The organism is Chryseobacterium sp. NG-CE01 (assembly GCF_055695505.1).
The window spans coordinates 1,761,414-1,784,546 of the sequence record NZ_CM146369.1; the positions used below are offsets into that span (position 1 = coordinate 1,761,414).

Consider the following 23,133-nt stretch of genomic DNA (forward strand, 5'->3'; position numbering starts at 1 on the left):
CTCAAAATATATTGCCGTATAATATATTTAAATAGGTAAAATTTTAATAAAAATAAAATGCAACAGAACAACGGACTCGATAAAAGTCAGATTATCAGTTTTGCGGTTTTATGTTTGGTACTCTTCGGATTTATGTTTTATTTCCAAAACAAACAATCTCAGGAGGAACAGGTAAAAGCTGAACAACAGAAGACCGAGCAGGTGAAGAATGCCGTAAAACCAACTCAGGCAAATAATATCAATCCTAATGTAACTCCTAATGCTATTCAGACAGCCAATCTTTCCAATAAAGAGCTGAAGGTAGAATTCAACAGTCTTGGAGGGCAGGTTTCGAAAGTAGAGCTTGCAGAGTATAAAGCATACGATCATAAAACAGATAAAGCAGATCTTCCGCTTTACCTGATCACAAAGAACAATTCGAATTACGGTTTTCAGTTTAAAGATAAAACGGGAAAAGTAATCAATACTAAAGACCTGGTTTTTTCTCCAACAGTCAATGGAAATGCTGTTACCATGACCGCAAACTACAACGGTGCGGTTATCCAGTTTATTTATACCTTACTTCCGAAATATACACTTGATTTTAAAGTAAGAACTCAGGGCCTTACTAAAATCACTTCAGATAACAAAGTAGATTTTATCTGGGATTATAATGTAAGGAATCTGGAAAAGGGCAGAGCTCAGGAACAGTCTCACTCAGAATTCTCTTATACTTTCAATAATTATAAAGACTATGATTATGACGGGAGAACTACCATGGAAGAAGAGAAGGAAACCCTCAACTGGATTGGTGTAAAGCAGCAGTTTTTTGCTTCTGTGATTGAATCTAAAGCAGGATTCACCCAAAGTAAAGGAAATCAGGAAACCATTGAAGAAGGCGAATATCTGAAAAAACTGAACTACGAAGGATTTGTTCAGATGACGGGAAGTGAATTGAATCAGGATTTCACATGGTATTTTATGCCGCTGGATTTACCATTGTTAAAGTCGTACGATAAAAACTTTGACGAGATTCTTCCGTTAGGATGGTCTTTTATCGGGGCAATGAACCGTTACTTCTTCATCCCGATGTACAATATTATTGCTGACTGGGGGATCACAGCCGGATGGGTAATTTTCCTGATGACGATTATTGTTAAATTGATCTTGTCACCAATCATGTACAAGCAGCATAAGCTGAGTGCGATGATGAGAGTGATTCGTCCTGAAATCGATGAGGTAAATGCCAAGCTGAAAGATGCTGACCCAATGAAAAAACAGCAGGCTACAATGGAAGTTTACCGTAAAGCCGGAGTTAATCAGATGGCAGGATGTTTGCCGGCGTTGGTTCAGATTCCTATTTTCTATGCGTTATTCCGTTTCTTCCCGAATTTTATTGATTTGAGAGGGCAGGGGTTCTGGTTTGCAAAAGATTTAACGGCTTATGATGATTTGATTAAATTACCGTTCAAAGTTCCTTTCCTAGGAGATCACTTGAGCGTTTTTGCAATTGCTTGTACTATTGTGATTTTAATTTATACCATCATGACTTCAGGAAATATGCAACAGCCTCAACAGGAAGGAATGCCGAATATGAAAGTACTGATGTATATTTTCCCTATTACGTTCTTATTCTTCCTTAATACTTCCGCTTCCGGTCTTTCATGGTATTATTTTGTATCGAATGCGATTAATATTCTCATCATCCTTGTTATTAAATATGTCATTCTGGATGAGAAAAAGATTCACGCGCAGATTCAGGCGAATAAAGAGAAGCCTAAAACTGAAGGTAAGTTCCAGAAAAGGATGAGAGAAATGATGGAAAAGGCTCAGGAACAACAAAAATACCAGGAGCAGCAAAAAAATAAAAAGAAATAATTCAATAAACTAAAAAAGAGAAGCATTTGCTTCTCTTTTTTTATTAATAAACTTAATCAAGACACTCATCCTGTATGCTGTAATCTAAACGAAATGATCTTCTATGGTATTTTGTCGGTCCGAATTCTATTAATGCCTGCTGGTGTTTTTTCGTTGCATAGCCGAAGTTTGTATTCCATCCATATTCCGGATGTTCATCATGAAGTTCAATCATTAATTTATCTCTGTAATTTTTAGCCAAGATAGAAGCCGCAGCAATAGATAAAATTTTCGAATCTCCTTTGATAATACATTGATGTGGAATATAATTATAAGGGTGAAATCTGTTTCCGTCTACCACGATGAACTCAGGGCGTATGGTTAATTTATCGAGAGCCTTATGCATGGCATGAATGCTTGCATTAAGAATATTATGCTCATCAATAAATCCGGGCGGCAGCTCTGCAATCGCGTAGTCTTTCACATTGTCTTTTATATACTGATCCAGATCCATTCTCGTCTTGAAATTCAGCTTTTTTGAATCATCAACCATATTTTGGTTGAAATTTTCATCCAAAATCACTGCCGCTGCAACCACAGGACCACTTAAACAGCCTCTGCCAACCTCATCGCATCCTGCTTCAGTATAAATAGACCATTTTTTTAGTAAATCCATTCTAAGAATATAAAGAAATTTAAAACTTGGTAAAATTAAAAAATTTTAAAGACATATTTTATTTTAATATTAAAGGTTTAAATCGAATCGAAAAATTAATATAAAGTCTTGAAATTAGATTTTAATTCATATCGTTTATTTGCTATGAAAACAGTAAATGTATAGATTATTTCGTATTCAAATTTTAACGGTATAAATGTTAAAATTTAAGAAATATTTTAAATAATTTATATGCACTGCATTATACCTGAATTTATTTTTTCTCACCAAATGGTGATATTTATAATCGTAACATGTTGTTTATCACTATTTATGGATATTTTTTTTACATAAAAATCAAATAGAAAAAAACAATTAGTAAAAATTGTTTTTTATGTAAATTAAAATTGTCAATTTTAACTATATTTTGTTAAAAATAACTCAATTAACTAAAATTTGTGATTATTTTAATGTTTTTATTTGTTTTTTTTGAAAACATGTTAATTTTTGCCGATTTTCTTTTGCTGTTTTAAGAAAGTTTTTCAACTTTGTTTAGCAAAATTTAATTAGATATGAAGAAACTAACAATGGGTGTACTTGCATCCGTACTGTCGTCATCTTTAGCTATAGCACAAGCACAGCAAAAAAATGATACAGTAAGGACGCAAGACATCGAAGGTGTGGTGGTGACCGCACTGGGAATCAAAAGAGAAAAAAAATCATTAGGCTACGCTTCACAAACCTTGGATGCCGAAAAAGTAAACTCAGTGCCTACAAACAACTTTATCAACAATCTTTCAGGTAAAGTCGCTGGTATGGAAATCAAGAATAACGGAAACTTCGGAGGATCAAGTAATATTGTTTTAAGAGGAACTAAAAGTATCACGGGTGATAATCAGGCGTTAATTGTACTCGATGGTGTACCAATCATCAGTGGGAATTTAAATTCAAGTGATGCTTCACGAGGAAGGGATGGCTTTGACTTTGGTAACGCAACTGCAGATATCGACCCCAATAATATTGAATCAATTAACGTACTCAAAGGTGCTGCAGCTACTGCTCTATATGGTAGTATGGCATCAAATGGAGCAGTAATCATTACTACAAAAAAAGGTAAAAGAAATAAAAGTCTTGGACTTTCATTAAGTTCAACAGTTTCTGTGGGAGAAATTGATAAAAAAACCTTCCCTAAATATCAGAATCAATATGGTGGAGGATACGGTGGCGAAGATAGTTTCCTCTCTGGTGATGTAAACTTAGATGGGGTAGACGATCTTATTGCACCAACTGGAGATGATGCTTCTTATGGTCCAAGATTTAATCCAAATTTGTTAGTATACCAATGGGATGCGTTTGTTCCCGGGGATCCGAATTATGGAAAGGCTACTCCTTGGGTAGCTCCAAAAAATAATCCAACCAAGTTTTTTCAAAATTCACTCTCATTTGTTAATAGTTTTAACTTAAATGGAGGAGATGAACTAAATACATATAACTTAACGATTACTAATAACTACGAAACTGGTGTATTGCCAAATAGTAGGCTAAATAAAAATATGTTGAGCGGGAGCTACAGCAGAAAATTCTCAGATAACTTCACGGCACGTACATTTTTAACGTTCAATGACCAGACAACTATAGGACGGAATTCCGTAGGATATGGAGACAATATCCTTACTGGTTTTAGACAGTGGTATCCTTTGAATGTTGATATTTTACAGCTTAGAGATACGTATTTCAGAACAAGACAGAATTATACGTGGAATATGAATGATGCTCTTGGAGGGGATCTTTCACCTGCATTTTGGAACAATCCTTATTGGGACAGATATGAAAATTATTCTTCTGACGATAAAACAAGACTAATTACGGGCGCTGAATTGTCATATGATGTTACAAGTAAGCTAAATATCCTCGGTAGGGCAACCATTGATTACACAGGTAGTAAGCAGGAAATCAGAAAAGCCGCAGGTAGCCATGCTGAAGAATTCGGTCTGTCACAAGCCGATGAAACTTCAGGGTACTGGGTATATGACGATACAATCATGAGACAGACCTATGATTTAATCGGAAGATATACATGGAATATTTCCGATAAAATGAATGCGTTATTCATTGCCGGGGGACAATTCATGGATCAGCACCAACGAAGTATGGAAAATTCTACAACAGGTGGATTAATCATTCCGGGATTATACAGTATTGCAAACTCAAGAGCTTATTTTCCCCCAATAGAAACAAATATCAGAGGCCAAAAAGCAGGGGTGTATGCACAAGCGTCATTTGATTTTGATAAGTTTTTATTCTTAGAAGGTACCATTCGTAATGATACATCTTCAGCACTTCCTAAAGCCAATAGAAATTATACGTATTATTCTCTTGGTTCAAGTTTTGTTTTTTCTGAACTTATTAAAAATAATTGGTTGAGCTTTGGAAAGGTAAGGCTAAGTTATGCAGAAGTTGGTAATGATATGCCTTTCGGTAGACCAGGCTTCTTTGCAAACAGAGGTACAACCGGTGGGCTTCCAATGGCTGATATAAATACAACGTATGTTGATTTTGATGCTTTAAAACCTGAAAGACAGAAAAGCTGGGAAGTTGGCTTAGAAGCTTCAATGTTCAAAAGAAGAGTTTCTTTAGATGTTTCATTATATAAAACCAATACACAGGATTTATTATTTAGTGTTCCGCAATCGCCGTCAAGCAAATACAGTTTTTCCTTAGTCAATGCCGGCGAAACAGAGAATAAAGGTATTGAAGTGGCTTTAGGCTTGGTTCCTTTAAAGAGTAAAGATTTTCAATGGGATATCAATCTAAACTGGGCTAGAAATCGGAATATGGTTGTTGCGTTAAATCAGGGAAGAGAAAATTTACAATTGGCAAGTTTTCAGGAAACCAGTTTAAATGCAACAGTAGGTGAGGCCTACGGTACATTCAGAGGAACAGGATATGTTTATGACGCAAATGGGAATAAAGTAGTAGACGAAGATGGTTACTATCTGGTAGCTACAGATAAAGTTCTAGGCAATATACAGCCCGACTGGATTGGAGGGGTATACAATACCTTTAGATATAAAAACTTCTCACTCGGATTTTTGATTGACGTACGAAAAGGAGGAAGTGTTTATTCTCTTGATCAATCCTATGGAAGTTATACAGGATTATACGAATATACTGCAGGGCTTAATGATTTAGGAAATCCGATAAGAAATTCATTAGCTACTGGAGGTGGTATTATTTTACCTGGTGTAAAACAAGATGGAACACCTAATGATGTCCGAATAGATGCATCTGTTGCAGGAGGAGCTTTTGGAACGGACGCAGGTCTACCACAAGAAGCATTTATTTATGACGCTTCATTTGTGAAGCTACGTGAAGCGAAAATTTCATACAGTTTGCCTTCAGACTTACTAAAGAATACCTTTATTAAAGGACTAACGTTTAGCTTACTTGGACAAAATTTATGGATTATTCATAAAAATCTTCCGGATGCAGATCCTGAAGCAGGTACTTCTTCAGGGAATATTCAGGGTTTCCAATCAGGAGTTATGCCGACCACTCGTATTTATTCATTCAATGTTAAATTAGATTTTTAAATCAATTAAAATGAAAAAGATATTTTCAATACTTACTATAGGTTCATTAATGTTGACAAGTTGTGTCAATGGGGACGATGATTTCAATAATAATAGAAGCCAGCCATATCAGGTTCCTGCAGAGCCATTATTAACAAATGCACAGAAGGAACTCATGGATCAGATGGAAACTCCAAGTGTTAACTTGAATGTTTTTAGGTTCTTCCAACATTATTTAGCAACAACAATTTATAGAAATGATGCACGATTTAATTTTACAGGGACAAGAAAGGTTCCTGATAATATGTGGCTTGCCTTATATACAGATGTATTGGGAAATTTAGATGAGGCTAAAAAAACTATTCCGGTAGAAGTGAAGCCCACTTTAGAGACTCAGACAGCATGGGATAAACAACAGGCTAACAAGTTGGCAATCATAAATCTAATGGAAGTATATACATTTCAAGTTTTAGTTGACAGTTTTGGAAATGTACCTTATTCTGAAGCCATAAAACCAGAAACGATTGTACTTCCCAAATATGATGATGCAAAAACGATTTATGCGGATTTAATCACAAGATTAAATTCAGCAATTGCAACGTTAGATCCAGCATATCCTAGTTTTACAACAGGAGATAATATTTATAATGGTAAAGTATCAGACTGGATTATATTCGCAAATAGTCTAAAATTAAAGATAGGTATTAATCTGGCCGATGTTAATCCTACCTTGGCAAAACAAACCGTTGAATCTGCTTTTGCAGGAGGTGTTATGCTCCAGAATTCTAAGAACTCATTGTTCCAATATGATTCTACATCTCCAAACTTTAATCGTGTATATGCTGAAGTAATTGCCAGCAATAGAAATGATTTTGTTGCAGAAGAAGGTATTGTTAATGCAATGAACACATTAAACGATCCGAGAAGACCATTTTATTTTACAACAGTCAACGGACAACAGTACATAGGTGGTACGGTAGGTTTATCCAATCTTTATTCTGACTACTCGCACATCGGTTCGAGTTTATTGGCTCCTAACAAACCTGGTGTATTGTTTGATGCATCAGAAGTTAATTTTTATCTAGCCGAAGCCGCAGCAAGAGGTTATAATGTTGGAGCTGCTGCACAGCAGTATTATAACAATGCAATTACAGCATCAATGGAACAGTGGGGGGTATCGGCTGCAGATATCGCAATTTATCTATCAAATCCTGCTGTTGCATTTTCTTCGGCCAACTGGAAACAAAGTATTGGTCAACAGGCTTGGATAGCAATGTTTAACCGAGGATTTGAATCCTGGAATTTCTACAGAAGATTAGATTACCCCGTACTTACGGCTCCTAATGCCGTAGCAGCAGCAGCAGGTAAAGTTCCTACACGATTAACGTATCCAATCAATGAACAGACTGTTAATGGTACAAACTGGTCACAGGCATCTACAGCTATCGGTGGCGATAAGCTAACCACTAAAGTATTCTGGGACATTAATTAAACTCAAACACATTAGTTAACATTCATATTTAATCCGCCTTTAGGGGCGGTTTTTTTATTTCCGTATATTTGCATGTCGGATAGAAACGACAGTTTTTTAAATAACATATAATGAATAATATTAAAAATATAATAGAAGAAAAGCTTCATGAAGTAATCCTCAATGTTTATCAGTTGAAAGGCATTGCTTTGGAAGTTCAGGAAAATAAAACAGAATTTGAGGGAGATTTTACGATCGTTACATTTCCTCTGGTGAAACAGCTGAAAAAAAATCCTGAAACCATTGGAGTAGAGTTGGGACATACTTTAACAGAGCAAACAGACCTTGTAGAAAGCTTCAATGTAGTAAAAGGTTTTTTAAATATTAAAGTAAAGAATCAGCTTTTTATAAATAACTTCAATTCCTTGGGGCAGAATTTTGAGGCTATAGAAAAGAAGAATGCTACAGTAATGGTAGAATATTCATCCCCAAATACCAATAAACCTCTTCACCTTGGGCATATCAGAAATAATCTGCTCGGATTTTCGGTTTCCCAGATCCTCGAAGAAGCAGGATATGATGTTATTAAAACACAGATTATTAACGACAGAGGAATTCACATCTGCAAATCAATGCTTGCCTGGGAAAAATTCGGAAACGGGGAAACACCGGATTCTACAGGAATTAAAGGAGATAAATTCGTGGGAAATTACTATGTGAAATTCGACCAGGAATATAAAAAAGAAATTGCCGAGCTTGTGGCTCAGGGCATTTCTGAAGATCAGGCTAAAAAAGACGCTCCTTTAATGAAAGAAGCACAAAAAATGTTGCTTGATTGGGAAAATGGTGATGAGCACGTACGAAATCTTTGGAATGAAATGAATTCGTGGGTGTATAAAGGATTTGCCGATACCTATAAAAGATTAGGAGTGAATTTTGACCAGGTTCAGTATGAAAGCAACACTTACATTTTAGGGAAGGACCTTATTCAGGAAGGATTGGATAAAGGTGTTTTGTATCAGAAAGAAGACGGTTCCGTATGGTGCGATCTTACAGATGAAGGTCTCGATCATAAATTACTGTTACGTTCAGACGGAACATCGGTGTATATGACTCAGGATTTGGGTACGGCGGTTGAACGTTTTAAACAAAACGATATTCAGAAATTAATTTATACTGTAGGGAACGAGCAGGATTATCATTTCCAGGTGTTATTTAAAATTTTAGGAAAGCTTGGATATTCGTGGGCAGATCAGCTGTATCACCTTTCATACGGAATGGTGGAGCTTCCGAACGGTAAAATGAAATCCCGCGAAGGAACGGTGGTAGATGCCGATGACCTGATGCAGGAAATGTATGAGGAAGCAAAATTAAAATCAACAGAGCAGGGCCGATTAGAAGGTCTTTCAGATGAAGAAAAAGAAAAATCTTATGAAAAAATAGGACAGGCTGCTCTGAAATATTTCATGCTGAAAGTGGATCCGAAGAAAAAAATGCTTTTCAATCCGGAAGAAAGTATTGACTTTAATGGAAATACCGGCCCTTTCATTCAGTATACGTACGCCCGTATTCAGTCATTGCTGGCTAAAGCAGATTTTGAGTATAAAGAAGTTCGGAATGTTTCATTGAACGAATATGAAAAGGCATTGGTCATGCAGCTGGCCAATTATAAAGTTGTCGTTCAAAAAGCGGCAGAGGTATTAAGCCCTGCGCTGATCGCCAATTATGTGTATGATCTGGTGAAGACCTACAACTCTTTTTATCAGAGCAATCCTATTATGATTCAGGAAGATGGAAACATAAAGCAGATCAGATTAAATCTGTCTGATTTTACCGCGAAAACAATAAGAAAATCCTTACGCTTGCTGGGAATAGAAACAGTAAACAGAATGTAAATTAATGTAATTTTCAACTAGTAATTTGGATTAAAAATAGTTTAGCAGATTCTATTTTTGTACTTAGATAAGAATAAAATTAAAAAGAGACCGTTTCACAACTGGTGAAACGGTCTCTTTTGTTGTGTAGGACAATTTTTTAACTGTTAAAAATTTGTGAAAATATCTTGAGTCACCCAATTTATACAATAATTTCATGTTAAAGCTTGTTCATTACAAACTCTCCTCTGGGCATCTCATTGAAAGGAGCACATTGTGAATCGTCTGTTACAATTGTTTGGTTTGTAATATACTTCCAGTACAATTGTGTCTTTTCATAATTAATAAAATGAATTAAGATATCTCCTTCTATACATTTATCTGTAAAAATCAAATATAGCTTTGTTTTATAATCAATAAAGCTTATACTTTTAACTTTCGATTTAGTAGGTGATAAATTGTAGGTAGAATATAATTCGTTACCATTACCGTCTAATAATTTATATCTTCCAACGATCATGTCTGAATAATAATTGCTTATTGTAAAATGATATTTAATTTTAGTAAAATTAATAACAAAGGTTTTTCCTTGAAAAGTTCCTTGCCAAGTTCCTAGAAAAGGATCAAGTTCATGATCTAAATCTTTATAATATGCACCTTCCATTCTTTCTCCTTTTGTTTCTAATGGTAGAATTTGTTCCTGTGCCTTAGGATAGGAACAAGAAATGCACAGTATAAATAGTAATAGTAAGCTTTTCATATTAAAGCTTGTTCATTACAAACTCTCCTCTGGGCATCTCATTGAAAGGAGCACATTGTGAATCGTCTGTTACAATTGTTTGGTTGGTAATATATTTCCAGTACAATTGTGTTTTTTCATCATTAGTAAAATGAATTAAGATATCTCCTTCTATGCATTTATCTGTAAATGAAAGCCAAAGCTTTGTTTTATAATCCATAAAGGCAATACTAGAAATTTTAGTTTTATTGCCTGCCAAATTATATGTAGAATATAATTCATTTCCACCCGAATCTAACATTTTGTATTTCCCTATTACTGTGTCCTTGTAATAATGACCTAGCGAATTAAATCTTTTAATCTTACTAAATGTAATAATAAATGTTTTTCCCTGAAAGATTCCTTGCCAAGTACCTAAAAAAGGATCAAGTTCATGATCTAAATCTTTATAATATGCTCCTTCAGCCGAAGCACCTTTAGTTTCTAATGGTAGAATTTGTTCCTGTGCCATAGGATAGGAACAAGAAATACATAATATAAATAGTAATAGTAAGCTTTTCATGTTAAAGCTTGTTCATTACAAACTCTCCTCTGGGCATCTCATTGAAAGGAGCACATTGTGAATCGTCTGTTACAATTGTTTGGTTGGTAATATACTTCCAATACAATTGTGTTTTTTCATAATTAGTAAAATGAATTAAGATATCTCCTTCTATGCATTTATCAGTGAATGAAAGCCATAGTTTTGTTTTATAGTCTTTAAAGCCTATACTTAAAATTTTTACTTTATTATCTGTAAGATTATATGTCGAGTATAATAAGTTTCCATTTGAATCCAACATTTTATATTTGCCGATTATTGAATCTTGGAAATAATCACTAAATGAACTGTAGTATTTAATTTTAGTAAATGTAATAATAAATGTTTTTCCCTGAAAGATTCCTTGCCAAGTTCCTAGAAAAGGATCAAGTTCATGATCTAAATCTTTATAATATGCACCTTCCATTCTTTCTCCTTTAGTTTCTAATGGTAGAATTTGTTCCTGTGCCTTAGGATAGGAACAAGAAATACATAATATAAATAGTAATAGTAAGCTTTTCATAATATATTTTTTTGAGTTTATGCACATGTTTCTTCTTTTGGGTCTCCATTTTCGTCCAGCGTTATCTTTTTTCTTATGCCATTTTTAATTTTAAACAGAACACAATTTTTAAGGTTTATTTGCTTTAATGTCTTGAAAAACAATTTTTGCATATTATAATGGCTAATATCAAAATCTTCTGTTAAATACCCTTCCGCTTCTTTTAGATACGCATTTTTGAAGGTTGTCTTTTGTTCCTCTGTTAACTCTGGAGGCAAATCTGTACCGTCACCATTGTATTGCAGCTGGTAGATAAAAAATTCTGTTCCGCTTCCATTATATTCTTCAGCCAGCAAGCCCCCAAAGATATTACCAAGAGAAGTATTATTTTGTTTGGCATTATGAAGATAAGCCAAGAAGGTATTAATATCTGCCGGAGAAAATATTTTTACAGCCAATTTTGGCTGTGCCTTTTCGATGTGGGTATGTACATAACCGAAGCTGGAAGGCTGCAGAAGTATTCTCATTCTATCCGGACTTACTGTATCCGGGTTTAGAGGTTCTGTTTGAGTGGTTGTGATACCGTTAGCAGAAATTACTTTAAAGCCATATCCGGTCTCTTGTGCATCCCTTGTATGACTTTTCAATAATTCGTACCGAGATTTTACAGCGGTATTATTATAGATTGTCTTTGCCTTATTACAATCAGAGTCGTTTTGCAACATCGGAGGTAAGTTCATATCAAAACCGTCATTTCCGTTTTCTGCACTTCCGCCTCCGCCGCCACTTTCCCCGTTTGTGGGATGATCCGGGCCCCCCACTGTACTGTCATCACACCAGATGGAAGTGGTATTCCAGTGCCAGCAATCTCCGCAGTCTCCGTCATTAGGATCGGTATGTCCTGCGTAGCAATGGAAGGCCGGGGTGGCAGAAAAACCGCAGATGTATGCCCTTGCTTGGGTGCCCGAAGGGTAAATTCGGGTAATATTCCCGTTAAAAGGGGCATTAGGCATTGCCTTTAGAGAAGAGAGCCATCCTTCGGAAATAATATACTGGTAGATTTCTTTTTGCCAAGTACCGTCTTTCTTTACAAAAGCCATATTGTAGAAGGTTTCTTTCCCGTCTTCTGTTTCTACTATGCTTTCGTTTTTGGGATGCACCCGGAAGGAGAAGGCTGTAACATTCTGGTTCCTTATGGTCTGCCTTATCGCCGTAGTATCGATTTCAAAATCTTCTGAAGACGTCCTTCCATATGCGGATGAGGTGGTGAAAACCTCTTTTTTGCTTACCCTGGTTATGGTAAGGAATTTCTGTAAGGAAACATAATATTGCGGATTATGCTTTCCCGGGGAATCGTTGGTGACTTCCATTTCGTTCCTACAGGAAAATAAGGTAAGGAACACCGTTAATAAAAACAGCCATGAGATCTTTCTCATCATTTGCATTTGTTGTTTATAGTTAATAATTCTTTTTATTTATAGATGCATGTTTTATAATAAAGGTTGGAAAGAGATAAAAACCAATCTATAGTTGTGCAGCAAATCTAAAGAAAAAAAATTCCTGACATCATTAATATTTTAATATTTTTGATTAAAATTTTAATATGATGAGCTTAGGAACTAAGGTGAGACAATACAGCGAAGCCAAAAGATTATCCCAGGACGATCTGGCATTGCGTTTAGACGTTACCCAAAGTACAATTTCTAATATAGAATCGGATAAAAGCATTCCTAATTCCATGTTATTAAGCAGAATTGCAAAAGAATTGGATGTAGATATGAATCAGTTATTTGATGATAAGGTAACCAATATTAGTAATATTGAAAAAAATGACGGTGTTGTAAATACAGGAAGTGGAACAATCAATATGCCATCACCGGAGCTTATCGAAAGCATCCTAAAAAACCAGGAACAGATAGCTCACCTCATCGATTCGCAAAACAAGCTCATAGAGAAGCTTTTGAATAAATAAAAGGACGCTTTATAAACCTCTCAAAAACAACTTACAAAAAGATACGGACGTTTTACATAAAACGTCCGCATCTTTTAACCAAAACGTCCGTATCTTTTTATTAAAACGTCCGTATGTTTTTTATTATATCAAAAAGCAGATTTTTTTTACAATATTTTTAACATCAAAAAGCATTTTAACACATAAGCCACATTAGATTAAACTATAAAGTGCTGCGCATATTTTTAGAACACATAAGTCTTAAAAATCTTTGATTTTTTTCTGATGTGTTCTGAAGTGTTTTCAGAGTTATGAATAACATCTTCTGTGACTCATGTGTAATAATCTCTGTGAAGATCTGTGCAATCCGTGGGAGATTTTAATCGCACAAGTAGCAAAGATATTCATGCTGAATAAAGAAGGTGAATGCCTGATGTTGAAAAAGCATACATAAGTTTTAAAAATCTCTGATTTTTTCTGATTTGTTCTGAAGTGTTTTCAAGGTTATAAAAATTCTTCTGTGACTCATGTGTAATAATTCTCTGTGAAGATCTGTGCAATCCGTGGGAGATTTTTAACCGCAAAAGTAGCAAAGATATTCATGCTGAATAAAGAGGTGAATGCCTGATGTTGGAAAAGCATACATAAGCTTTAAAAATCTCTGATTTTTTCTGATTTGTTCTGAAGTGTTTTCAAGGTTATAAAAATTCTTCTGTGACTCATGTGTAATAATTCTCTGTGAAGATCTGTGCAATCCGTGGGAGATTTTTAACCGCAAAAGTAGCAAAGATATTCATGCTGAATAAAGAGGTGAATGCCTGATGTTGGAAAAGCATACATAAGCTTTAAAAATCTCTGATTTTTTCTGATGTGTTCTGAAATGTTTTCAAGGTTATAAAAATTCTTCTGTGACTAATGTGTCAATTTCTCTTTGAAGATCTGTAAGAAAGCGGCTAAATCATAACTTCAAAGACTTTGTGTTAAAATAGGCATTATGATTAATAACGAATATTCAAATTTTTCTTAATTTAGTTTTGTTATTAAAATATTGTTTAACACAAATAATTAAAAAAAATGCCTATAACATTCAATGTTGTTCCTAAAAAGAACCCTCAACAGCCCAACAATCCTCCAAAGTATTATGCCAATATCATTGGCGACGGGAAAACTACTCTTGCAGATCTTGCAAAGCATGCCGCCTCAGTTTCTACGGTATCAAAAGCCGATATTCTTGCCGTTCTCGAAAGCACGTTTTCTAAAATTGCCGACGATGTAGCTGATGGTAAGATCGTCTATGTTGGTGAATATTTTACGCTACAGGCAGGCGGTTCCAGCGAGGGGAAAGATACAGCGGAGGAAGTAAATGCTTCCAGCATCAAAACCGTAAAAACCATCTTCCGGCCGGGTAAAATGATTAAAGATGCCCTGAAGCTCGCTGAATTCAAAAAGAAAGCGTAAATCAATAAAAATCCTCCTGAAAATTCGGGAGGATTTTTTTTATGTTTTACTGTGAAGACTGTCTTCATATAACTTGGCATCGCTCCATTTCGCATGTTTGGAAGGAATGATCTTGTAGCCTCTTTTATAGGCATATATTTTGGTAAATTCGGCTCCGAAGAAAACGAGCATACACGAATAATTAATCCACATCATGATCAGGATAACCGTTCCCGCAGCGCCGAAGGCCGAGGTTGGCTTTGCGGTCCCGAAATAAAGGCTCAGCAAGAATTTTCCCAGTGTAAATAAAATGGTGGTAAGGAAGGCGCCCCGCCATACGGGTTTCCAGCTAATCTGAACATCCGGAAGAACTTTAAACATTAATGCAAAAAGAATCATGATCACTATAAACCCGATGAGGTAATTCACCAGTTCTACCAACATATAGGTTTCCAGTCCGAAGTAGGTAGTGATCCAGTTATTGAGCAGGCTTATTAAAGAAGAAAGAACCATTGTGATCATCAGTAAAAATCCTAAAATAAGAATCATTCCCAATGAGTTGGCTCTGTCAAGAAGAAATTTAACGAAAGCCTTTTTAGGCGCCGGCTGCACATCCCAAAGATTATTCAGGGAACGCTGAAGCTGAAAAAATAAGGTCGTGGAACCAAATACCAGAGAACCGATACCTACCGCTTTCATAAATACGTTCTCCTTGTCGATGAGAGCGCCTGCAATCATATCCTGAACACTCTTTGCAGCATCCTGTCCCATAATCCCGCTGATCTGGCTTGTGATCTGTCCGCGTATCGCTTCTTCACCGAAAAAATTACCTGCTATCCAGATAATGATGATCAGCAGACCCGGAATAGAGAAAATAGCATAATAGGCAAGACTCGCCGAATCATTAGAGGCAGACGATTCATTCCACTTTTTAAAAGTTTCGCGCAGTGCTTCCCAGAAAAATTTTATTCTTTTTACCATGTATTAAAATTTAGAAAGGATACCCGATCGCAATATTCAGAATCAGATTATCTTTCCTCCAGCTTGCATCACCGAAATTAATCTTATCAAAAGTCCATCGGTCGCCTCTTTCATAATATGGCACTCTCAATGGCATTGCGAGATCGAGTCTCAGAATCAGGATAGAGAAATCAAGTCTCAGACCAACTCCGGCTCCCACGGCAATTTCACTTAAAAATTCTTTGGAAAACTTGGCACCGGGTCTTTGAGGATCATCATTAATCAGCCATACATTTCCTGCATCTGCAAAAACGGCAACATTTAAGAATTTATATAAATTAGCTCTGTATTCGGCATTCAGCTCAAGCTTTACATCTCCGGACTGGTCAAAATAAAATCCTTCCGGTATCGTTCTGGGATCAAAGCTTCCCGGTCCTAATGTTCTCGCCCTGAAAGCCCTCACACTGTTGCTCCCTCCGGAAAAGAACTGTCTTGAAAAAGGAATATGCTCAGAGTTTCCGTAAGGATAAGCAAGCCCTGCAATGGCCCGCGTCGCAAGAGATGTTTTTTCGTTGAATTTATGGTAGAACCTGAAGTCGTTTTCAATTTTTGCATACTGGCTGAATGGTACGCCGAAGATGGTTTTTTCCTTATCTTTTTTTACATTCGCCCCGGTGAGCAGGCCTGTAATATTTCCGGCAAGATCCAGTGTTCCTTTATAATACACCGTATTCGGCTTCTGCAGCATGGTGTTGGTATAGGTATAAGAATAGGTTGGTCCGAAAATCAGCTGTTTTTCTACAACTCTTTTCATCGCATCATTGCCCGCCGACCGCTCCATATATAAAGGCGTAATGTTAGCCGGAGAAACATAAGTGATATCTAGTATTTTCAGGTCATGTTCCTTTCTTGCATTTTCTTTCCATACATAGCCGAAGGAACCGCTGAACGTATTTAGGGTATAATATTCCGTACGGTTCTGGAATTCATAACCTAATGTAATATTCGTTCTCGGAACAAAAGCACTGGACGAATTAAACCTGAACGGCGCTACAATTCTCGGGATAGAAAGCTGTACATTAGATCCTGCCCTGAAAATATTTTTGGCATTTTCCGGACCCCCGATCTGCACATCAAAAGCACCATACACAGATGCCTTGAACTGCTCGGCACCTCTAAAGAAGTTTCTGTGGGTCCAGTTCAGATTCAGCTCGCTTCCGGCATAGTTGGCGGAGTTGGTTCTTCCTAAAGCTTCCAGGCGGAGCGACTGCAGCTCACGCGGAGTTAATAAATAATAGGCATCAAACTTATGCTGCAACGAATCTGAAACTACGAATTCATTTTTAACAAATTTAAATACACCTAGACTGATAAGCCTGTTCAACGTAAGATTATGATTGGTACGGTTGTAAAGATCTCCTCTTTTGAAATATAAAGCCCTGTCAAAGATCTTTGGTTTGAATTTATGTTCGGGATCGATGACGTAGATGTCTTCATGAGCATACTTCTGAAGAGAATCAGGATTCATCGGGACACTGTATTTTCCGTTTTTAACATCGCGTATATTGTAATTTGGAAATACAACCACCTTATCGATGCTGAACTGCTGCGTAGAAAGGTCCGGTGTGTTGTCTTTCAGTTTTACATTCAGCTCCACCTTGTGGTTTTTGCTAACGGTGCTGTCTGCCTGAACAATAAGGTTGTCGGGATGGAAATAATAAAAACCACGCTCCTTTAAGCTGTTATCAATTCGCTCTCTTTCGGATTTTATAACATCAAGGTCAAAAGGCTGTCCTTTTTTCAGGAAAGTTTTATCCGTAAGATTCTGGATTTCTCTGTTAACCAGTGTAGAATCCTGCTGAAATTTTACGTTGCTGATGAGGTATCTGGCGCCGGGGCGCAATGTGTAAATTACCTTTGCCTTTTTATTATGAGAAACCGTATCGTACGTGGCATCAGCATTAAAATATCCTTTATTCTCAGAATAATTTTCGATGATATCTTTATTGAATTCACGGTCTACATCACCAAGCAGTACGGGTTTTTCACCGACCTTATACTTCAGCCAGTAATTGAATCCTTTTTCTTTTTTAGGCTCTTTTGCAATGTTGTAGAAAAAAAGTTTAGGTCTTAATCCCAGGAAACTGGAATTGGGTTTGGGAGTAAGATTCGCTTCAAGGGCAGCTTTAAGATCATTTTTATCTTTCTTTGAAATCGTATCATTTTCGATATTGATCTCCGCTCCCGTATACAGCATTTCCCCTTCCTTCAGATATCTCGTGTTGCAGGAAACCACCGCAGAGGCCATCCCGAAAGTAAGTGCATATTTGAAGTATGTTTGATAATTTTTTCTCATTTATTTAAATTCTACGACTTGGTTTTGATTGTTCTTTCTCGTCTCCTTCTTCTTTTTATCCTTTCGTGATCTTTGGAAAATATCACGGAATTTATCATAATCCAGCGTAATGATAAATCCTAAACCTGTTTCCACGATCTGTCCCTGAAGCGCTACCTGGTATTCGTTTTTACGGTATGCCCGAAGCATATATCTGCCGTCTTTGGATAAGCTGTAATCTACGGTTACATCTCCGGCAATGTTGGTCATGTTTTCATTCTGGCGGGCTTCTCCTTCCAGTCCGAAATTACTGCCAACAGAAACCTTCAGACGGTCGTTCAGCAGTCTTTTACTGATGTCTACATTCAGGTCGGTTCTGGTATTCTGGATCCCTGTGGAATAATCTTCTGAAGATTCCAGGTCAAAATTAAGATCGACTCCTTTGATGAGATCCGAAGCGAGATTATTCAATTGTTGGGAAAGAATTTTACTTACACTTTGTCTGGCCATCATTTCTCCCGAAAGTCCTGCTCCCGATTCAAAAGGATTTTCACCGATAAACCGGTTTAATAACAGCAAGGCAAAAACCTGTTTGTTCATCTCGGATTCCTGGGTTCTCAGCTGTGAAAGTTTCTGATCCACAATGTCCGTAACTGTTGAAGAAACAGCGTTGTTTTTCTCATCGGTAGTAATATCAAACGTAATGACAGGCTTCAGCAGTTCGCCCTGCATTTTTAGTAAAGTATTAAAAGGAATTCTCTGCTTAAACTGATTCAGTGTTCCGGCATCTTCCCCGCTGATCTGCTGTTCTACAAGGTCAATTGGTGCGGCTTCCGTTTTATAGACGGCTGTAATATCAAGTGTCGCAGTAGTAGGTTCACCGGTCCAGGTAATCGTACTTCCTTTCTGGATATCAAATTTTCTTCTTAAAACACTTACGGTCATTTCATAGCTTCCCGATTCCACTTCATATACGCCGACGAGGGTGGTTTTTCCGGAAGGATCAATTCCGCCGGTCAATTCTGCTTCACCCTGAAGTTTTACAAAATCTCCGTTGGCTTTATCAATTAATAAAGATAATTTGGCTTCTTTGCTCAATTCTATATTGACGTTTACATCCATTCCTTTGATTCTGCTTTGAGAATCTAAAGAATCAGCCTTAATGGTTTTATTTAAAGCAATCTGATCCTGATCGATAAATTCCACAATTCCTTCTCTTTCCTGAAGGGTAGGAGAAGACTGCGGAAGGACAAAAGTGAAATCGGTATTGTCGGCAACGGCTAATCTTCCGTCCACTTTCGGTAAATCCAGATTTCCGCGAACCTGTAATGCGGCATCAATAGAAAGTACGCCGTACATGATGGCTTCATTTGATTTTTCTGAATTCACCACTTTGAAATCTTTGGCATTAAGATCTAGGTTAAAGGCAAAGTCTCTGTACGTCTCTGTAAGAACCTGCCCGTCAATATTCATAGAATTTCCGTCTCTGTCCTTGATTTTGAAATTGTTGAATTCAATTCCTCGGCTCGTAAAATCAATTTCATCATCAAGATTCCTGAAGTCACTGCCTGTTTTGGCAATTTCTAATCCGGCATTATTGAATTTTACTTTACCTAAAATGTTCGGTTGTGCAGTAGTTCCTGTAATTTTAAGGTTTCCCGAAATGTAGCCTTCTGTATTCGTGATTGCGTTCATCGAAAAGCCCTGTACGGATTTCATCTGAAGCTGGTTGATGGCCATATTCAGGTCAAAAGTACTGGAAGAAGTGTTGTAATCTCCAATAATTTTGACATCATTGTTATTTCCGGAAAGCGCAATATCTGCATTCAATATTTTCGGTGAGGTATTATTGACTTTCACGGCAAGATTTCCTACAGGATTTTCATAAACAATAAGATCCGAAATATTTAAATCTGAAGTAAACGTCATATTTTTGGTGAGATCCCGCAACTGAGCTGTTCCGTTGATGTTTCCTCTCGCCAGTAAGGTGTCTTTTTTAATAAGCTCGGTGATGGTTTCTATCTTGAAATCTTTTAGCGAAACATTCAGCGGCGCATTCGGAGACTGTCTTTCGGATTGTAACAAAATTTCACTGCCTCCGTTCGACAGCCTGAAATTATCAGCCAGAATACCTCCGCTGCTGATCTGTATTTTATTCCCTTCCGCTACAGTCCAGTCGGTATAATTGAGTTTTAATCCATTTGGGTTAAGTGAAATTTCCGTGATATCATTCATCGATTTTGCATTCCCCGCAATCAGGAATTGCGTTTCATCCTTTGCATCTTTTGTAGTAATGTTGTAATTGATGATATTATCGGCGATATTTCCCCCGATGTTTACTTTGTTTAAAGCAAAGCTTGAGCTTTTTAATGCGGCGACATTCAGGTTGTACTGTAAGGCCTGATTTTCATTGGTAACCTGCAATCTTGCATTTTCAATAGAATTATTTCCATAAAGAAGCTGTGGAATCTGTCCGTCAATTTCTATTTTCTGAGAATCGGCATCGTAATTTCCGGTAAGATTAATGGTTTCAAAACTCTTCAGCTCCGGAACAAATTTCCTGATGAGATCATCATTTTTGATTTTGGCATTAAAAGTAAAAAACTGTCCTGCTTCAATTTTTTGATTTTTCGCTGGCTTCTGGAACTGGTAATATTGGTTGATCGTCTGGCTTAGAGCTCCGAATATCTGGGTAAGTCGGTATTTTCCTCTTAATTCTACATCCGCAATCTGGGAACTGAAAATAATATTGGTAGAATCGGATGTCGATGATGCTTTCAGGTTAATTTCCTGAACAGGATAAATTTCTTTGGTATCCGAGAAAGCAAAATCTTTTAAATTCAAATATCCGTTTAGGTGGTCCGGATCTAAATTGGTGAAATCTCCGTTTATTTTCCCTGCAAGAATCATCGGATCTTTATAGAATCCCAGTTTATTAAGATCGAGTTTCAACACATTTCCGTTTACCTTTACCGTAGGATTTTTTTCATTATACACTCCGGATGCCGTAAGCTGCATGTTGGCATTAGGATCTTTGGAATTTAAAACAATATTGTAAGCGCCACGTCGTATTTTTCCGGTAAGATTCATATTCTGATAGCGGTATCCTTTGTACACGGCGGATGCAACATGTCCTCTCAGGTCTGCATTGGCATTTTTGAAATCGAAGCTTTCTCCTTTCGCGTAAATCTGTGCAGAGACAGAACCGATGTCTTTGTTTTTAATAATTCTACCGATCTGTAATCCCTGAAGATTGGCTTTTACATCATACAGTTCGCGGTTTTTCCTACGCATATCCACTTTGGCTACAACGGATGCATTTCCTGAAGTAGAGTAGAGGTTAAGGTTGGCATCCACCACTTTGGTTGTGCCTTTTGCCGTCCCTTTAATGCTCATATTGGAAGGCAGGGCAATATTGGAAGGGATGGTGTTTTTGGGAACCAGATTGTAAATTGTTCTCGCTGAAGAAGACAATTCCGCAATTCTCAGATCGTAATATAAATTGTTGGGATTGGTAGCATTTTTAATTCTTCCTGATGCTGCTACTCTCAGCTGATCGATGCCCGATACTTTAAGATTATTGATCAGAAGGTCATTTACATTGCCTTTTACGTTGGCATTAACATTTAATATAGCATTCGGGTACCTGTTAAAAGGTGCGGTATTTCTGAGGTTCGGCGCAAGGTTCAGGATATCTGCAAAACCTACTTTTGAATCTTTGATATTTGCTGAAATTTTTACGGCTCCCAGGTTGGAGCTGAGCTGCTCGATGGAATTGTAATTTAATATTACCTCGTCCCGAAGAATTGTTCTGGAAGTTTCCAGGTAAAGATCTTTTAGATAAGCTTCTTTTTCATTGTACACAAAATCGGTATTGAATTCGCGGATATCGAGTCCTCTTGCTTCCTGAATTTCAGCAGAATTTACCGATCCGGCAAACGTATTGTTCTGCATTTTGAATTTTTTCACCTCAAGATTTAATTTGGAAAAGTTCAGGTGGTTAAAATCCATTCCCTGTTTTGTAGGGGCAATCGCAGTATTGTTATAAGCTACTTTTACGTCATTCAGAACGAGTTTACCCAGTAAAAGACCAAGTGCTTTCTGCTGTTCGGACCTTTTAGAATCTTTAGAATCTTCATTTTTGGGATTGGCGTTATTAGCCGGAAGATAAAGATTCGCATTAATATTAGCGCCGGAAAGAAAAACATTGTCAACATCGTATGCATTGTTTTCGAGATCAAGTTTGTTGACTCTCGTGCTGAGCTCTTTAAATAAAACTTTAGCAAAAGTTCTGGTATTGTCATCACCGTAATCAATATCGAAATTGGTAAGCTTTACACCTCTCAATCCAAGCTGCATAGGCTTTTTATTGTTGAGAGAATCTACTTTCTTTTCAACTTTTTTGGAAACTTCTTCTACGAGGTCCTGCTTGAGTTTAAGTTTCAGCCCGTCAAGATTGATATCATTAACGGCATAAGAATTATTCTGAAGGTCAAAAGTTTTTACCCTCGTATCAAAAGATTTGAAATATACTTTAATATCATTGCGCGACTGCTGATCGTTGAAGGTAACACCGATATCTTTAAGCTTTATCTTATCCAAAGAAATAATGAAAGGTTTTGAGGGGCTTTCTTCTTTGTCAGTAGTAGCAAAGGCATCAAGAATATAATCGAAATTGAAAGTTCCGTCTGGCTTTCTCACTACGTTGGCCCGCGCACCTTCCAGGTCTACGGAGGTGATATCTGCGGTAGAACTGATCAGTTTGATCATATTCAGACCTATGTCAAGCTTTTTTACAGCCAGTAAGGTGTCGATATTCTGGCCTTTTAAATAAAGATTTTCCATAACAAGGCTGTTTGGAAATCCTATATAAACCCTTTCCAGGCTTACTTTTGTTTTGATTTTTTTTTCCAGGTAAACAACCAGCTTGTCTTTTACAAAGTTCTGAACGACGGGAAGTCTTAAGCTAAGGATCAGTAACACGAAAAATACCAAAATGAATATAATGGTAATAACAAAACGCCGAAAGAGTTTTCTTTTGTTGATTTTCAGTTTCAAGAGTGATTGGGTTTATAACAAATATAGCAATACTAATCGTACTGCTCATCTGTTGTGGTACCCTTTGCGTATGCAAAAATCCTGCCTTGACTGCCAATCTAATGGAATTTAGTTTAGTTGAGTGTCAAGTGAATAGTTGATGCTGACAGTCAAAGCTCGGATT

General features: G+C 36.8%; 14 protein-coding genes. 6 read left to right on the top strand and 8 right to left on the bottom strand.

What is annotated here, in order from left to right; genetic code table 11:
• Positions 1–57 precede the first annotated feature (57 nt).
• Positions 58–1,857 (top strand): membrane protein insertase YidC, encoded by a 1,800-nt coding sequence (gene yidC, locus ACYT6F_RS08535; RefSeq protein ID WP_472600767.1) that lies wholly within the window; start codon positions 58–60, stop codon positions 1,855–1,857.
• Positions 1,858–1,909: 52 nt separating this feature from the next.
• Here the strand turns inward: yidC and ACYT6F_RS08540 are convergent, their stop codons facing one another.
• The gene (locus ACYT6F_RS08540; RefSeq protein WP_472600768.1) at positions 1,910–2,512 is read right to left on the bottom strand and encodes a ribonuclease HII; all 603 of its coding nucleotides are present in this window, start codon (positions 2,510–2,512) and stop codon (positions 1,910–1,912) included.
• 659 nt (positions 2,513–3,171) lie between these two features.
• Between ACYT6F_RS08540 and ACYT6F_RS08545 the strand changes: the two genes are divergently transcribed.
• The 3 genes from ACYT6F_RS08545 to argS all read left to right on the top strand — a co-directional run bounded on the left by ACYT6F_RS08545 (position 3,172) and on the right by argS (position 9,429).
• Positions 3,172–6,084 (top strand): SusC/RagA family TonB-linked outer membrane protein, encoded by a 2,913-nt coding sequence (locus tag ACYT6F_RS08545; protein ID WP_472600769.1) that lies wholly within the window; start codon positions 3,172–3,174, stop codon positions 6,082–6,084.
• Between the two features lie 10 nt (positions 6,085–6,094).
• Complete coding sequence (locus tag ACYT6F_RS08550; RefSeq protein WP_472600770.1) at positions 6,095–7,555, top strand: SusD/RagB family nutrient-binding outer membrane lipoprotein; 1,461 nt, start codon at positions 6,095–6,097, stop codon at positions 7,553–7,555.
• Positions 7,556–7,665: 110 nt separating this feature from the next.
• Positions 7,666–9,429 (top strand): arginine--tRNA ligase, encoded by a 1,764-nt coding sequence (gene argS, locus ACYT6F_RS08555; RefSeq protein ID WP_472600771.1) that lies wholly within the window; start codon positions 7,666–7,668, stop codon positions 9,427–9,429.
• Between the two features lie 199 nt (positions 9,430–9,628).
• Here the strand turns inward: argS and ACYT6F_RS08560 are convergent, their stop codons facing one another.
• From ACYT6F_RS08560 to ACYT6F_RS08575, 4 genes are read right to left on the bottom strand one after another with little or no spacing between them, the layout of a single operon-like run.
• Complete coding sequence (locus ACYT6F_RS08560; RefSeq protein ID WP_472600772.1) at positions 9,629–10,168, bottom strand: DUF6705 family protein; 540 nt, start codon at positions 10,166–10,168, stop codon at positions 9,629–9,631.
• Position 10,169: 1 nt separating this feature from the next.
• The gene (locus ACYT6F_RS08565; RefSeq protein ID WP_472600773.1) at positions 10,170–10,709 is read right to left on the bottom strand and encodes a DUF6705 family protein; all 540 of its coding nucleotides are present in this window, start codon (positions 10,707–10,709) and stop codon (positions 10,170–10,172) included.
• 1 nt (position 10,710) lies between these two features.
• Positions 10,711–11,250 (bottom strand): DUF6705 family protein, encoded by a 540-nt coding sequence (locus tag ACYT6F_RS08570; RefSeq protein WP_472600774.1) that lies wholly within the window; start codon positions 11,248–11,250, stop codon positions 10,711–10,713.
• A gap of 17 nt (positions 11,251–11,267) precedes the next feature.
• Positions 11,268–12,668, bottom strand: coding sequence for a hypothetical protein (locus tag ACYT6F_RS08575; RefSeq protein WP_472600775.1), 1,401 nt, complete (start codon positions 12,666–12,668; stop codon positions 11,268–11,270).
• Positions 12,669–12,832: 164 nt separating this feature from the next.
• Between ACYT6F_RS08575 and ACYT6F_RS08580 the strand changes: the two genes are divergently transcribed.
• Positions 12,833–13,201, top strand: a complete 369-nt coding sequence (locus ACYT6F_RS08580; protein ID WP_472600776.1) for a helix-turn-helix domain-containing protein — start codon at positions 12,833–12,835, stop codon at positions 13,199–13,201.
• Positions 13,202–14,254: 1,053 nt separating this feature from the next.
• Positions 14,255–14,638 (top strand): HU family DNA-binding protein, encoded by a 384-nt coding sequence (locus tag ACYT6F_RS08585; protein WP_472600777.1) that lies wholly within the window; start codon positions 14,255–14,257, stop codon positions 14,636–14,638.
• Between the two features lie 39 nt (positions 14,639–14,677).
• On the opposite strand, the gene ACYT6F_RS08590 is transcribed toward ACYT6F_RS08585, so the two are convergent.
• From ACYT6F_RS08590 to ACYT6F_RS08600, 3 genes are read right to left on the bottom strand one after another with little or no spacing between them, the layout of a single operon-like run.
• On the bottom strand, positions 14,678–15,598 hold the full coding sequence (locus tag ACYT6F_RS08590) for a YihY/virulence factor BrkB family protein (RefSeq protein ID WP_472600778.1): 921 nt from the start codon (positions 15,596–15,598) through the stop codon (positions 14,678–14,680).
• 10 nt (positions 15,599–15,608) lie between these two features.
• Positions 15,609–17,933 carry a translocation and assembly module lipoprotein TamL gene (gene tamL / locus ACYT6F_RS08595; protein ID WP_472600779.1) on the bottom strand — a complete coding sequence of 775 codons (2,325 nt, stop codon included), beginning with the start codon at positions 17,931–17,933 and terminating at the stop codon, positions 15,609–15,611.
• Positions 17,934–22,970: a translocation/assembly module TamB domain-containing protein gene (locus ACYT6F_RS08600; RefSeq protein WP_472600780.1), complete on the bottom strand. Its 5,037-nt coding sequence runs from the start codon at positions 22,968–22,970 to the stop codon at positions 17,934–17,936.
• Between the last annotated feature and the right edge of the window lie 163 nt (positions 22,971–23,133).